The following is a 12574-nucleotide window of genomic DNA, read 5'->3' as shown; positions in this document are numbered from 1 at the left end:
CCCCTGGAGGGCCCCCTCAGCGCGTCACTTGCTCAGGTAGGCCCAGAACTCGTCGAACGACAGGACCTTGTCGCCGTTCAGGTCGCGCTGGTTGATGATCGCCTGGGCAACCGTCTCGGTGACGTTCCAGTCGCCCTCCTGGGCCAGCGCGTGCTTGAACTCGGCGGCGGTGATGAATCCGTCACCGTCCGCGTCGATCCGCTGGAACTCCTTGCGTGCTGCCTCGATGTCCGCCACCGATCCGCCCCTTTTACTCGTGTTTCTGATGCCGTGCTGGCGTACTGACGCAGGTCAGATTAACGGCCCGCACGAGCACGCAGTGCGGCGACCACCCAGGCGAAGTCCTCGGCGTGCGACGGCGCGGGCTGCCGGTTCACCAGGGCGATGAGTTCGCGGTAGCGGGCGATGCGCTCGTTGAACCCCGCCGTCATGCGTTCCAGCATGGCCTCCCAGTCGGTGTTCCCGAACAGTTCCGCCAGTACCTCCTCCGCCTCGGGCGCCGTGGGCTCGACGCCCCGCTCCCGCGCCGGGGCGGCCAGGTCCACGAGCCGCTTGGCGAACCACATCGCCTTGCCGCGCGGCTCCCCCGGCTGCCGGTCGGCGGCGTTGAACTCGACCGCGTGGCGCATCTGGGCCCGGAAGTCCGGGTCCTGGAGCATTTCCGCCAGCTCCACCCAGGCGTCGACCTCCTCGGGCGTCGGATCGTCCGCGAGGCGGACGGCGGTCTGCCGGATCCGCTCCTGGATGTCCGGGTCCACCGTGTCGAGACCCTGCAGGGTCTCGTCCACGAACTCTTCCATGATCCGCTGACGTTCCGCCGCGGACAGTCGCGCGAGCTTGTTCATCAGGGTCATCTCCTTTGCCGTCGAGCCTCGTCGGGCGACCGTCGACAGCACGGCCCGGGTCACTTTCAGCGCCCTGATCTGCGCGTCCAGCGCCGCCACATGGGTGGCCGCGACCTCGGCCACCGAACGCTCCCCGGCCAGCACCTCGCGCACGTCGTCCAGGCCGAGCCCCAGCTCGCGCAGGGTACGGATCAGCTCCAGGCGGGCGACGCAGGCGGCGTCGTAGAGCCGGTAGCCGCCCGTGGAGCGGGTCACCGGGGTGAGCACGCCCTCGTCGGACCAGTAGCGGATGGTGCGCACGCTCAGCCCGGTGGCCCGGGCCAGCGCGCCGATGGTGAGGAGTCCGGTGCCGTCGTCGGTCATGTCCGGGAGTCTGGGCCCTCCAGCGAGTGGAGACTCAAGGAGCGGGCCCGGGGACCCGCTCCGCGGCCGTCAGTGCCAGGGCTCGTAGTACGGGTTGCTCCGGCAGTCGTCCATGATCTCGATCTTCTTGACCTTGTCGACCGGGCAGACCCCGATGATGTACTGCTGGGCGACGCCGCCGGGGAAGGGGAGGGCTGGTTGACGAGGACGTACTTCTCGATGTCGTACTGGCCGCCCGCGACGTCCTTGGGGAGGAAGCCGACGGGGAAGACCTTGTCGGGGGAGCGGCTGTCGCTGCGGTAGAGGGTGCCGCAGGTGGTGCGCCAGGCGGGCGTCGGGGTGATCCGGCCGAGGTCCACGTCCCGGTCGGCGGCGGCCTTGAGCTTGTCCTCGAACTGGGGACAAGCCGGTGCGGCCGCCCTGGCGGGTGCGGCGGCCGCGTGCGGGGTCGCGGGGGTGGTGGCGGCCGTGGTGGCGAGGACGGCACCGAGGGACAGGACGGCGGCGACGACACGGCGCCGCATACGGGTGATGATCATGCGCAGCACGATGTCGGCTGACCGGCCGCGGCGCGTGGATCATCACCCGAAAGGCGGCGTGTCCCACTGACCCGTGTTCAACTGGGCTTCCTCAACTGAGCGCCGTTCAGCGGAAGATGCCCGTGTGGCCGAGGGAGTAGCGGCCGGGCTGGGGGTAGACGGCGAGGCCGTGCGGGCCGCTGCCGACCTTGATGCGGGCCAGTTCCCTGCCCGTCCGGGTGTCGATGGCGTACACCTCGGCGTTGTAGCGGCCGGAGAGCCAGAGGACCGTGCCGTCGGCCGAGACGCCGCCCATGTCGGGGCTGCCGCCGCCGGGCAGATGCCACTTCTTGGTGAGCTTGTTCCGGGTGAAGTCGAAGACGGAGATGGTGCCCTCGCCCCGGTTGGAGATGTACATCTCGCGGGAGTCGCGGCTGATGTAGAGGCCGTGGGCGCCCTTGCCGGTGGAGAGCAGGCGGGGCTTGGTGAACTTGTCGCCGTCGAGGATCCACACGCCGTTGGCCATCATGTCGGCGATGTAGAACAGCTTGCCGTCCGGGGAGATCTTGACGTCCTGCGGCATCGCGCCGTGGAACGGCAGCTTCTCCTGTTCGACGACCCTCATCTCCGCGGTGTCGACCTTGAGGATCTCGCCGCTGAACTCGCAGGAGACGATGAAGTAGCGGCCGTCCGGGGAGAAGTCGGCGTGGTTGACGCCGTAGCAGCTGACGGGCACGGACTTCACGACCTTCATGGTGTGCGCGTCACGGAAGACGAGTGCGCGGTCCATGGAGGCCATGACGACGGCGTACTTGCCGTCGGGCGTGAAGTACAGGTTGTACGGGTCGTGCACGGCGACCGCCTTGCCGGCCTTGCCGGTCCTCGGGTCGATCGGGGTGAGGCTGTTGCCGAGGTCGTTGTTGACCCAGAGGGTCTTCAGGTCCCAGGACGGCACGACGTGCTGCGGCTGGCGGCCGACCGGGATCGTCTCGATGACCTTGTAGGTCGCGGGGTCGATGACGGTGACGGTGTTGGAGTTGGTGTTGGGGACGTACACCCGGGACGGGAAGTCCTTGACGACCGGGGAGAGCTGGTTCGGGCGGTCGGCGGAGTAGAGGTCGGCCGGGTTCTCGACCGGGGGCATCCCGGGCAGCACGTCCACCCGGTCCTGGTTCTGGTTCGCCCGCGGCTGGACCGGGGCCTTGCTGCCGAGAGCTTCGTTCGCTCCCTTCGAGGATCCGGAACTGCACGCGGACAGCAGCGTCAGGGCGGTGAGGGCGGCACCGGCGGCCAGCAGGCGGGCGGCTTTCGTGGTTCGCATCAGCTGAGCAGCTCCGTGGTGGTGACCGCGCGCAGTCCGCGGCGGTCGAGTTCGTGAAGGACGTCGGGCAGGGCGGCGACGGTGTCCGGGTACCCGAAGTGCATGCTCACCACCGACCCGTTGCGCACATCGGCGAGAACCTTGCGGGTGACGGCGGCGGCGCCCGGGCGCGTGTAGTCGAGCGAGTCGACGTCGTACGACAGCACGTGCGGGTAGCCGGCCTCGCGGGCGAGCCGGGCGACCAGCGGGGAGGCGGTGGGCGAGCGGGAGGGGCGGAACCAGGTGCCGATGGATCCGGTGAGCCGCTTCAGGCGGTCCGCACAGTCGGTGATCTCCTTGCGGGCGTCGGCCTCGGCCATGTCGTTGACGGAGATGTGGCGCTGGGTGTGGTTGCCGAGGTCGTGGCCGCCGTCGAGGATCCGGCGGGCGATGTCGGGGTGTTCGTCCAGCCAGGTGCCGACGGCGAGCACGGTGAGACGGGCGCCGGCCTTCTCCGCCGTACCGAGCAGGGAGTGGGCGATGCCCGGATCCCCCTGGCCGTGGAAGGTGAGGGCGACCTGGGGGCGGGTGCGCGGGCCGTGGGTGATCTGGGCGGGCTGTCCGGCGTAGGCACGGGGGGCGGGGGCCGTCTGGGCGCTGGGCGTGCCGTGGCCGGCGGACGGGGGTACGGAGGGGGACGTGGAGCCCGGGGTGGTGGTCGGGGCGGCCTGTCCGGCACCGCAACCGGCGGCGAGCGCGCCGCCGGCGACGAGTCCGGCGCCCGCACGCAGCACCCCGCGTCGGTTGGTCGTGGTCACCCGCACCATTTAAGAGCGGACAGGTAAGAAAACCGCCGATTGGCCCGTTTGAGGGATGACTTCGGGTCGCGGTCGCCACCGGGCAGGCCGCTCGCTACCGGTCGGACACCCGCATCTCGAACCAGGTCGTCTTGCCCCGCGGCAGCAGGTCCACGCCCCACCGGTCGGACAGCTTGTCCACGAGGAACAGGCCGCGGCCGCTGACGTCCAGCTCCTGAACCGGCATCAGACAGGGCAGCCCGCGTGAGGGATCGCGGACCTCCACCCGGATCCAGCCGGGGCGGCGGCGCATGCGGAGGCCGAAGACGCGGGCACCGGTGTGCCGTACGGCGTTGCCGACGAGTTCCGACACGAGTAAGACGGCGTCCTCGGTGAGCTTGGGGGTCAGCCGCCAGGTGCGCAGGACGACGACCTGGGCGAGCCGGCGGGCGGTGGCCGCGGATTCCGGGCGGGACGGCAGCGGGACCTCCGCCTCCGTCGGGTTGCCGAACAGTTCGAGCGCCTTGAGCGCCTGTTCGTCCTCAACCCCGGGCGACCAGCGTGCCGCGGCAGCACGACTGTGTCCCCGCGGCTGTTCGATGCCCTCCAGCCCCGCCATGCCCCCATGATGGCCGTCCTGAGCCGTCTTTGGGGCCGTTCCGGCGGAATACGCCCCCCGCGCGCCCCCGTCTTCCCTCCTGCGCGCGGCATATGCCGAGGGCATGCCAGATGCCGGTGCGGCCCGGTTGACCTGCGCGAAGGGATCGCTTCCGGGCAATCGTCAGGCTCCCTCGACAGCGCGGGCTTAAGGTTGCCTTAAGGCTCCCATAAACCGCCCCATCGAGGGACCCGGATGAGACGACGCGTCAATTGCAAGAGGACCCACGGGAGTTACGGCGAACGTCACACCGCTGACACTCAGCGGAACTTGGCCTTGCCCGGCCCCTCCTCCACGAAGCTGCGCATGCCGGTCTCGCGGTCCTCGGTGGCGAACAGGCCCGCGAACCAGTTCCGTTCCACGGTGAGCCCGGTCTCGATGTCGGTCTCCAGACCGGCGTCGACCGCCTCCTTCGCCGCGCGCAGGGCGATCGCGGGGCCCTGGGCGAGCTTCGCGGCCCAGGCGTGTGCCTGCTCGTACACCTCGGCGGCCGGGACGACGCGGTCCACCAGGCCGATCGCGAGGGCTTCGTCGGCCCTGACCTGACGGCCCGTGAAGATGAGGTCCTTGGCCTTGGAGGGGCCGACCAGCCGGGGCAGCCGCTGGGTGCCGCCGGCGCCCGGGATCAGGCCGAGCAGGATCTCGGGCTGGCCGAGCTTGGCGTTGTCCGCGGCGATGCGGAAGTCGGCGCACAGGGCCAGCTCGCAGCCGCCGCCGAGGGCGTAGCCGGTGACGGCCGCGACGACGGGCTTGGGAATGCGGGCCACGGCCGTGAAGGCGTCCTGCAGGGCGCGGGCGCGCAGGATCATCGCGGTGTGATCCATGTCCTGCATCTCCTTGATGTCCGCGCCCGCCGCGAACACCCGCTCACCGCCGTAGATCACCACGGCGCGCACGTCGTCGCGCCGCGTGACCTCCTCGGCGAGCTCCTTCAGCCGGTCCTGGGTGGCGACGTCCAGCGCGTTCATCGGCGGCCGGTCGAGACGGAGGGTACCGACGCCTTCGGCGACTTCGAGATTCACGGTCATGCCCGCAGGTTAGCGGGGGTTAACGGGAACGGGCCCGGTGCCGTCGGTCACAGCACCGGGCCCGTCGGCCGGAGAAAGGTCACTTCGTCCAGTCGGCCCACGACATGTTCCACCCGTTGAACCCGTTGGCCGGGTCCACCGTGCGGTCGTCGGAGTGCTGGACGACGACCACGTCGCCGATGATCGAGTGGTTGAAGAACCAGGCCGCCGGGACGGAGCCGTCGTAGCCGCCGCGCACGTCTTCGAGGCCGACGCAGCCGTGGCTGGCGTTGTAGTTGCCGAAGGCGTCGCCGCCCCAGTAGTTGCCGTGGATGAAGGTGCCGGAGGTGGTCAGGCGCATGGCGTGCGGGACGTCCTTGATGTCGTACTCGCCGCCGTAGCCGACCGTCTCGCCGTTCATTCGGGTCACCGTGAGCTTCTCGCTGATGACCATCTCGCCGTTCCAGGTGTCGTAGCCGGGCTTGCCGGTGGTGACCGGGAGGGTCTTGATGACCTTGCCGTCCTGGGTGATCTTCATCGTGTGCTTCTTGGCGTCCACGATGGAGACCTGGTTGCGGCCGATGGTGAACTTCACGGTCTTGTGCTGCGAGCCGTAGACGCCGGAACGGCCCTCGACACCGTCGAGGTTGAGGTCGACGGTGACCTTGGTGCCTTCCTTCCAGTACTTCTCGGGGCGGAAGTCGAGGCGGTCGTTGCCGAACCAGTGGCCCTCGACGTCCACCGCGGGCGACGTCGTGATCCTGATGGCCTTCTCGACGGCCTGCGGGTTGGTGATGCCCCGCGTGAAGTTGACGGAGAACGGCATGCCCACGCCGACGGTGGAGCCGTCCTCGGGGGTGAAGTCGCCGAGGAAGGTGTTCTTCGGGGTCAGGGTGGTGAACGAGGAGTCCTCGGCGGCCTCGCGGCCCTCGGAGTCCTTCGCGACCGCATGCACCGTGTACTTGGTGGCGGCGGCCAGATGGGTCGACGGCGTCCAGGACGCGCCCCCGCCCGCGATGGTGCCGTCGACCTTCGTGCCCTTGGCGTCCTTGACGGTGACCTCGGTCAGCTTGCCCTTGGCGACGTCCACCTTCAGCGCGCCGCTCGTGTCGACGCCGGTGGCGCCGGACTTGGGCGAGATGGTCACGGCGGCCACGGACTGCTGCTGGCTGCCCTGCTGGGTGCTGGAGCCCTTGCCGTCGCCCGAGCCGGCGGACCCCTTGCCGCCTCCTCCGCCGCACGCCGCGAGCGACAGCACCAGGGCGCCGGATATCAGCGCCCACCCCTTGCTCCTACGGCCTCGCCGTCCCGCCGCCGACGCCCCCGATATTGGCCGCACGTTCAAGTCGTTCTCCCCTCGCCGGACCAGGTCAGGCCCGCTCCCCACCACATTGGTGCGCGCATATTAACCGCCTGGTTTTGAGCGGAGTGTCAGGTGAATGTCACCGTTCCGTCGCAAATTCCGCCCGCGGCCGTTGCCCCCTCCCCTGGTTACTTCACCGCGCCGCCCGCTTTCCACTCCTGCCAGGTCAAGTTCCAGCCGCCGAGGCCGTTGTCGGGGGCGACCGTCCTGTCGACGCTGTGGACGACCTCGATGACGTCACCGACGAGGCTGCGGTCGAAGAACCAGCCCGCGGGCGTGTCCGAACTGCCGCCCTTGACGTCCCTGAGCCCCACGCACCCGTGACTGACGTTGACGTGCCCGGGGGCGTCCGGCGACCAGTAGTTGCCGTGCACGAAGGTCCCGGAGTCGGTGAGCTTCATGGCGTGCGGAACGTCGGGGATGTCGTACTCACCGCCGAAACCGACCGTGCGGCTGTTCATGCGGGTGACGTCCAGCATGTTCATCACCACCATCTTGCCGTTGTACGTCGGGTTCTTCGGGGCGCCCGCGGTGATCGGCACGACGGCCATCAGCCGGCCGTCGCGCCGTACCGCCATGGTGTGCCGGGCCGCGTCCACCAGGGAGACCTGGCTGCGGCCGACGGTGAAGGCGAAGGTCTTGGCCTGCAGGCCGTAGACGCCGGGGGCGCCTTCCACGTCCCGCAGGTTCAGCTCGACGGTGACCTCGGTGCCGGGCTGCCAGTACTGCTCGGGGCGGAAGTCCAGGCGGCCCTTGCCGAACCAGTGCGGGCGGATCTCGACAGGGGGCCGCGCGCTGACGTGTACGGCGCGTTCGACGGCGGCGCGGTCGGCGATCTCCCGGCTGAAGTCGAGCGAGACGATCATGCCGGTGCCGACGGTGACGCGGTTCTCGGGGGTGACGTAGGCGATGAACCGCTCGTCGGGGACGAGGGTGGTGAAGGTGGTGTGCCGGGCGGTACGGCGGCCGTCGGCGTCGTCCGCCACCACGTCGACGGTGTACTGGGCGGCGAGCGCGAGCCGGTCGTCGTCCGGCTGCCAGGTCGTTCCGTCGGCGCTGATCCGGCCGGGCACCGCGGAGTCCTGCGCGTCCTGCGACCTGACGACGCTCACCTTCTCCAGCCGCCCGTCCGGCACCCGCACCCGCAGCCGCTCCCCCGGCGGGACGCCCCTGCCGCCGTCGTCCGGGGTGACATGGATGACGTCCTCGGGTGCCGGGGGCCTGCCGGCCGCCCCGCCCAGTCCCAGCGGGCCGGAGCCCCCCGCGGAACAGCCCGCCAGCAGCGCCGCCCATGTCAGTACGACCGCCAGCGCGGCCCCCGCGCGCCGTGCGCGTCCTTGTACGTGCCTCACGCGGGACTCAACGACCGGGCCTGCCCGGGGGAAACGTGAGTGCGACGCACGCACTGGGCAGAAGAGAGGGAAGGACGACACGCTGGGGAGCCGCCGCGCCCGTTCCTGAGCCGTAAGGGGCGCAGCCGTACCGGAGGGCCGAACGTGCTGCTCTCCGGTAGGGCGGACTGCGCCGCCCCCGGCCTGGAAGAAGGGGCCGACAGGTGACGAGCGCAGCGGAGCAGCGGGCACCGGCCGGGGAGCCGGCCGCCGGAGCCGGGCAGCCGGCGGCCGTGATGAACGGCGTCCGGCACGCCGTGCCACCGGCCCCGATGGTCTGGCCGGGTGCGCCGACACCGCTGGGTGCCCGGTTCCGGGTCGGCCCGGACGGGGTCACGGGCACCAACTTCGCGCTGTGGGCGGGCGGAGCGGAGAGGGTCCGGGTGTGCCTGTTCGACGAGCACGGCCGGGAGACGCAGATCCGGCTGACCGAACTGACGCACGAGATCTGGCACGGCTTCGTGCCCGGCGTGATGCCGGGCCAGCGCTACGGCTACCGGGTGGACGGCCGCTGGGACCCGTGGACCGGCGCCCGCTGGAACCCGGCCAAACTGCTGCTCGACCCCTACGCCCGGGCGGTGGACGGCGAGTTCAGCCTGCCCCCCGAGGTGTACGGGCACGTCCGGGACTGGCCCGAGCAGCACGTCGCCGACACCGTGCGCGACGACCGCGACTCGGCGCCGTACGTGCCGAAGGGCGTCGTCGTCGACGATGACGACGACTGGGAGGACGACCGGCGGCCGAAGACCCCGTGGGCCGACTCCGTCCTCTACGAGCTGCACGTGCGCGGCTTCACCAAGCTGCACCCGGGGATCCCGGAGGAACTCCGGGGCACCTACGCCGGATTGGCGCACCCGGCCGCCCTCGAGCACCTGACCGGGCTGGGCGTGACGGCCGTGGAGCTGCTCCCGGTCCACCAGTTCGCGCACGAGGACCACCTGCTGCGCAGAGGCCTCAGGAACTACTGGGGCTACAACTCGATCGGCTACTTCGCCCCGCACGCCGGGTACGCGGCCTCCGGTACGACAGGCCAGCAGGTCGGCGAGTTCAAGCGGATGGTGCGCGCGCTGCACGCGGCCGGCATCGAGGTCATCCTCGACGTGGTCTACAACCACACGGCGGAAGCAGGGGAGTTGGGGCCCACGTTGTCGTTGAAGGGCATCGACAACCGCGGCTACTACCGCCTCCAGGGCGACGCCCGCCGCTACGCCGACTACACCGGCTGCGGCAACACCCTCCATGTCGTCCAGCCTCAGGTCCTGCGCCTGATCACGGACTCGCTGCGCTACTGGGTGACCGAGATGGGCGTGGACGGCTTCCGCTTCGACCTCGCGGCGGCGCTGGCCCGCTCGATGCACGACGTCGACATGCTGTCCCCCTTTCTGGCGGTCATTGCCCAGGACCCGGTGCTCAGGCGCGTCAAACTGATCGCCGAGCCGTGGGACATCGGCTCGGGCGGCTACCAGGTGGGCGCGTTCCCCCCGCTGTGGACGGAGTGGAACGACCGCTACCGCAACGCGGTCCGGGACTTCTGGCGCCATGCCCTGCCCGACGTACGGGAGATGGGCTACCGGCTGTCCGGTTCCAGCGACCTGTACGCCTGGGGCGGCCGGCGCCCGTACGCCTCGGTCAACTTCGTCACCGCGCACGACGGGTTCACCCTGCGCGACCTGGTGTCGTACCAGCGCAAGCACAACGAGGCCAACGGCGAGGACAACCGCGACGGCACCGACGACAACCGCTCCTGGAACTGCGGGGCGGAGGGCGAGACGGCGGACCAGGAGGTACGGGCCCTGCGCCGCCGCCAGTTGAGGAACCTGCTGACGACCCTGCTGCTCTCCACCGGCGTGCCCATGCTGGTGGCCGGCGACGAACTCGGCCGCACCCAGGGCGGCAACAACAACGCCTACTGCCAGGACAACGAGGTCAGCTGGCTGGACTGGTCGCTGCTGGAGCAGCCGGGCTGGCGGGCGCTCGCCGACCTGACCTCCCGGCTGATCGCCCTGCGCCACCGCCACCCGGTGCTGCACCGGCGCGCCTTCTTCTCCGGCCGCGCGCACTCGGCGGACGGCCTGCGCGACCTGGCCTGGTTCACCCCGCGGGGCACGGAGATGACCGAGGCCGACTGGTACGCCCCCGCGGCCACGCTCGGCATGTACCTCTCCGGCCGGGACATCCCGGGCCGGGACGAGCGGGGCGCGCCGGTCGTGGACGACAGCTTCCTCGCCGTACTGCACGCGGGCGAGGGTCCGACGGCGTTCGTGCTGCCGGGAACGCCGTGGGCGGAGCGGTACGAGGTGCTCGTGGACACCTCCCGGGAGGACCAGGCGGAGCCGCCGGGCACGGTGCATCAGGCGGGGACGGAGATCACGGTGCCGGGGCGGTGTGTGCTGCTGCTCCGGGTCATCTCCTGAGTAGCAGACTCAGCCCAGGATCCCCCGGTCGTACCCCACCGCCACCGCCGCCGCACGGTCGTTGACGCCCAGTTTGGCGTAGAGGTGGGTGAGGTGGGTCTTGACCGTGGCCTCGCTGATGAAGAGTTCGCGGGCGATCTCGCGGTTGGACGTGCCCTTGGCGACCAGGGCCAGGACCTCGCGTTCGCGGGCCGAGAGGGGTTCGCCCGCCGGGGTGCGGGGTGTGCGGACGGCGTGGACCAGGCGGGAGGCGACCGCCGGGGACAGGACCGTACGGCCCTCGGCGGCGGCCCGCACGGCGGTGAACAACTCGTCGCGCGGGGCGTCCTTGAGCAGGTAGCCGGTCGCGCCCGCCTCGATCGCGGGGAGGGTGTCGGAGTCGGTGTCGTAGGTGGTCAGCACGAGGACCTTGGCGCGGGCGCCGCGGCCGGTCAGTTCGCGGATCGCGTCGACGCCCGAGCCGCCGGGCATCCGCAGGTCCATCAGGATCACGTCCGGGTCCAGGGCCGTGGCCCGGGCCACCGCCTCGACGCCGCTCGCGGCCTCCCCGAGCACCCGGAAGCCGGGCGCCGACTCGAACATGCCGCGCAGGCCGTCGCGGACCACCGGGTGGTCGTCGACGATCAGCAGGGAAATGGTGGTGTCAGCGGTCATCGCGTACCAACGGTACGCGAGCCGACACCGCCGTGCCGTGCCCCGGCTCGGACTCGATGGTGAGGGAGCCCGCGATGCGTTCGGCGCGGGCCCGCATGCCGTCGAGGCCGAAACCGCCCGCACGCGTGCGGGGCGGTACGGCGGCCGGGTCGAAGCCCGTGCCGTCGTCGCGGATGTCGAGCGTGACCTCGTCGCCCATGAAGGAGAGGGTCACCCCGACCCGGGACGCACGGGCGTGCCGGGACGCGTTGGACAGCGCCTCCTGGGCGATCCGCAGCAGCGTCGCCGCGACCTCGTCGTGCAGGTGCTCGGCGGTGCCCGTGACGGTGAACTCCGCGCGGATTGCGGTGCGTTGACCCCACTGCGTGACCGTCTTCTTCAGCGCCTCCGGCAGTCCGTCGGCGGCGAGAGCGACCGGCGCGAGATTGTGCACCGAGCGGCGGGCCTCGCCGAGGCTGTGCCGGGCCAGGTCGGAGGCGCGCTCCAGATGGGTGCGGGCGGTGGTCAGGTCCGGTGCGTTCGACACGACTTGAAGCTGGGCGATGATCCCGGTCAGGCCCTGGGCGATGGTGTCGTGGATCTCGGCGGCGAGTCGGCGCCGCTCGTCGGCGACGCCCGCCTCCCGTGCCTGGACGAGGAGTTGGGCGTGCAGGGCCGCGTTCTCGTCCAGGGCCTGCTGCAACGCCGTGTTGGTGCGCTCCAGTTCGGCGATGGTGTCGGCCTGGACGACGGCGCGGGCCTGCTCCTGCTCGGCGTACCGGGTGAACACGCTGACCATGCCCATGTTGACGGCCAGGACCAGGAAGAAGCCGATCCACAGGATCAGCCCGTGCGGCGGCCAGCCGCCGATCTCGCTGCCGGCCATGGTGACGGCGGTCAGGAAGAGACCGGGCATCACCAGCCGGCGCGGCAGCTCCCGGGCCGCGGTGTAGTAGCCGGTCACGGCGTAGAAGGCGAAGAACGGGTTGGCCCAGGTCAGCACGAAGGTGATGGCCCAGCGCAGGAAGTAGAGCCAGACACCGGTCCGGCTCGGGCCCGGCCGCTTCCGCTTCACCCTTCCCCAGTACAGCTGCAGCACGACACCCATGGGCACGAGTACGGCGGAGACGACCGTCCCGGGCCGGTCCATCGGGATCAGGGGGGCGGAGAGGGCCGCCGCGACGACACCGGTGACCAGCAGCGCCCAGGGTCCCCATATGTCGAAGGAGGCCCGGGGCGACTGTTGCGCGGCGTTCGTCATCCCACCAGTGTCCGGCACGGCCCG

The 12574-nt window shown here is 70.9% G+C and carries 11 protein-coding genes and 1 pseudogene; 1 reads left to right on the top strand and 11 read right to left on the bottom strand.

Annotated elements, in window-relative coordinates:
* Positions 1-24 precede the first annotated feature (24 nt).
* From ACH47Z_RS17150 to ACH47Z_RS17110, 9 genes and pseudogenes are all read right to left on the bottom strand, one after another.
* Positions 25-237 (bottom strand): EF-hand domain-containing protein, encoded by a 213-nt coding sequence (locus tag ACH47Z_RS17150; protein ID WP_399074302.1) that lies wholly within the window; start codon positions 235-237, stop codon positions 25-27.
* 59 nt (positions 238-296) lie between these two features.
* Positions 297-1208, bottom strand: a complete 912-nt coding sequence (locus ACH47Z_RS17145) for a MerR family transcriptional regulator (RefSeq protein WP_399074300.1) — start codon at positions 1206-1208, stop codon at positions 297-299.
* 69 nt (positions 1209-1277) lie between these two features.
* Positions 1278-1747 (bottom strand): annotated as a pseudogene (locus tag ACH47Z_RS17140) (hypothetical protein).
* Positions 1748-1853: 106 nt separating this feature from the next.
* Positions 1854-3047: a beta-propeller fold lactonase family protein gene (locus ACH47Z_RS17135; protein ID WP_399074298.1), complete on the bottom strand. Its 1194-nt coding sequence runs from the start codon at positions 3045-3047 to the stop codon at positions 1854-1856.
* Positions 3047-3853 carry a polysaccharide deacetylase family protein gene (locus ACH47Z_RS17130; RefSeq protein ID WP_399074296.1) on the bottom strand — a complete coding sequence of 269 codons (807 nt, stop codon included), beginning with the start codon at positions 3851-3853 and terminating at the stop codon, positions 3047-3049. The genes ACH47Z_RS17135 and ACH47Z_RS17130 overlap by 1 nt, the downstream gene beginning before the upstream one ends.
* A gap of 85 nt (positions 3854-3938) precedes the next feature.
* Positions 3939-4442: an ATP-binding protein gene (locus ACH47Z_RS17125; protein WP_399074294.1), complete on the bottom strand. Its 504-nt coding sequence runs from the start codon at positions 4440-4442 to the stop codon at positions 3939-3941.
* A 299-nt stretch (positions 4443-4741) separates the two neighbouring features.
* A complete protein-coding gene (locus ACH47Z_RS17120) occupies positions 4742-5509 on the bottom strand; it encodes an enoyl-CoA hydratase/isomerase family protein (RefSeq protein WP_399074292.1) in 768 nt (255 codons plus the stop codon).
* A 79-nt stretch (positions 5510-5588) separates the two neighbouring features.
* Complete coding sequence (locus ACH47Z_RS17115; protein WP_399074290.1) at positions 5589-6833, bottom strand: Ig-like domain-containing protein; 1245 nt, start codon at positions 6831-6833, stop codon at positions 5589-5591.
* 146 nt (positions 6834-6979) lie between these two features.
* On the bottom strand, positions 6980-8203 hold the full coding sequence (locus tag ACH47Z_RS17110) for an Ig-like domain-containing protein (protein ID WP_399074288.1): 1224 nt from the start codon (positions 8201-8203) through the stop codon (positions 6980-6982).
* Positions 8204-8406: 203 nt separating this feature from the next.
* On the opposite strand from ACH47Z_RS17110, the gene glgX reads away from it, so the two are divergent.
* Positions 8407-10656 carry a glycogen debranching protein GlgX gene (gene glgX / locus ACH47Z_RS17105; RefSeq protein WP_399074286.1) on the top strand — a complete coding sequence of 750 codons (2250 nt, stop codon included), beginning with the start codon at positions 8407-8409 and terminating at the stop codon, positions 10654-10656.
* A gap of 9 nt (positions 10657-10665) precedes the next feature.
* Here the strand turns inward: glgX and ACH47Z_RS17100 are convergent, their stop codons facing one another.
* Together ACH47Z_RS17100 and ACH47Z_RS17095 are read right to left on the bottom strand one after the other, a co-directional pair.
* Entirely contained in the window at positions 10666-11310 is a 645-nt protein-coding gene (locus ACH47Z_RS17100) for a response regulator (protein WP_399074284.1), read from the bottom strand.
* Complete coding sequence (locus tag ACH47Z_RS17095; protein WP_399074282.1) at positions 11300-12550, bottom strand: sensor histidine kinase; 1251 nt, start codon at positions 12548-12550, stop codon at positions 11300-11302. Before ACH47Z_RS17095 ends, ACH47Z_RS17100 begins: the two co-directional genes overlap by 11 nt.
* Between the last annotated feature and the right edge of the window lie 24 nt (positions 12551-12574).

Source organism: Streptomyces sp. NPDC020192 (genome assembly GCF_044388685.1).
Taxonomy (GTDB): domain Bacteria; phylum Actinomycetota; class Actinomycetes; order Streptomycetales; family Streptomycetaceae; genus Streptomyces.
The sequence above is the reverse complement of the archived record's forward strand: the minus strand, read 5'-3'. Positions and strand labels throughout refer to the sequence as shown.